Source organism: Pantoea sp. Pa-EAmG (assembly GCF_030024295.1).
Classification (GTDB): domain Bacteria; phylum Pseudomonadota; class Gammaproteobacteria; order Enterobacterales; family Enterobacteriaceae; genus Pantoea; species Pantoea dispersa.
In genome coordinates this window covers 1-1697 of record NZ_JASEWO010000337.1, presented here as the reverse complement: position 1 = coordinate 1697, position 1697 = coordinate 1, and the positions used below count along the sequence as shown (strand labels likewise).

Here is a 1697-nt window from a genome sequence, read left to right as displayed (position 1 = left end):
TGACTGTAAATAAAGCCAGGTATAATTACCTGACGCCATCCTTATTACCGGGACCTTCAGAATTGGCGGCTTTCTGTAGACCGGGCGTCCTCCGTGCCCCGCCTCCTGCAGATGCGAACATCCCCTTAACGTCATCAACAAGCCCGCCCATGATGCCGGCCATACCAGCCCCGCCCAGGAACGTGATCACGTAATCAGCCAGCATAGCCTGCAGGCCAAACACACGTGTCACGCCGAAGGTCGCTATGCGGGCATAAATCAACAGCCACCCCGCCATTATAAACACCCCTATGATTGAATCGGCGTTTGCGTTAGCCAGCGCGGTACCAAACAGCAGGTTCAGTATTGTCCCGCCTGCCATAACGGCAACCGAGGCAAAAAAGAATCCCAGCACCATCAGCGATGGGCGCAGCATCATATCAATAAGGAAGATGTAGCCGTACGCGCTGCGGCTGCCTTTATCTTCCTCGGCCCCCAGGTGAGTCGCAGACCACATCGGGCCCGCAGCACACCCCACCATGACGCTGACAAACCAGTTAAATACCCCGACCATCCAGTACAGGAAAGGGACTGCCGGCAGGAATACGGCCAGTGAAAAACCCACTGCAAACAACAGTAATAACAAAAAGTAAAAAGGTGGTGACAGTTGAGCCAAAATATCTTTAGCGGCTGCTGTCAGGTTAAAAGGAAGTATTCTTCCGACGCTTCCCAGCACTGAATTGTCTGTGGCTGATGCCGCGGCATATGCCAGCGTATACGTAGTCAGCGCGCCTTCTGTTGCCAATAGAGTGTAATTCCCAATAGTCTGCATTTTTATCAAAGGGTTAACCTGACTCGAAAAGTCAGCCGGGGTGCCAATCTGAACCGTTGCAATTGCCTTTGTAATCCTCTGCATTGGATTTTTAAGAATACTAATGAATACAGCGTCTGGATTAACAGCACTGGAAGCTGCACCATCATCCTTCGCCGTCTGCGTGCCCAGTGGCGCCGTGTAAGTGCTGTTCTGCACCTGAGACCGGTAGGCCGAAAACACCTGGTGATACAGGTCGCCGGTGCCGGTTTCGCCGTGCAGGCTCGTGCCTGACGTGACCGGCGATGCGTTGGCCACTTCACTGGTTTTGCTGTTGGCCGTCGCAAAGGTGTTGTACCAGGCGCCCAGCGAAATCCAGCCATAGGCCCTGAGCTGCGTGGTCAGCTGGCTCTGCAGCGAGTCTTTGTAGTTGAGCTGGTTCAGCGCGTTATTGACCGTGGTTTCATAGGCGGCCGCCGCGTTCTGAATGGTGGTTTCCGGATCGATGAGCGTGCCGCTGTCCTGGTCGCGCTTACTCAGGTACGCATCAACGTACGCCTGCGCCGCCGCGTCCAGCGTGGACTGCATCGTGTCCAGCGCGCTGCGCGAGGCGGCCGTCACGCTGGCGGTGTTCACGGCGGAGCCGAACAGGCTGTCCATAACGCCTTCTGACGGCTCAGGAATGCGGGCGCTGCCACAGACCGCGCTGCCGTTGCCCGTGGTGTAGTCGCCGTTCCCGCCCTTCGTCTGCATCAGCGCCGTTCGCGCCTGCCCGTCCTGGTACAGCGATGACAGCTCCCGGTTCGTGGCGTACTTGCACAGGTTCATCTCAAACACCGCGCGCGCCGCCGAGCGCGTGGAGGGCGCCGTGGGCTGCACGACCAGCGACATGCCGCTGCTTATCATG

Annotated in this window: 1 protein-coding gene; it reads right to left on the bottom strand. The window is 57.3% G+C overall.

What is annotated here, in order from left to right:
• Positions 1-25 precede the first annotated feature (25 nt).
• Positions 26-1697, bottom strand: a 1672-nt coding sequence (locus QMM04_RS22405) for a DotA/TraY family protein (RefSeq protein ID WP_282997095.1), incomplete at its 5' end; no start/stop codon positions are given.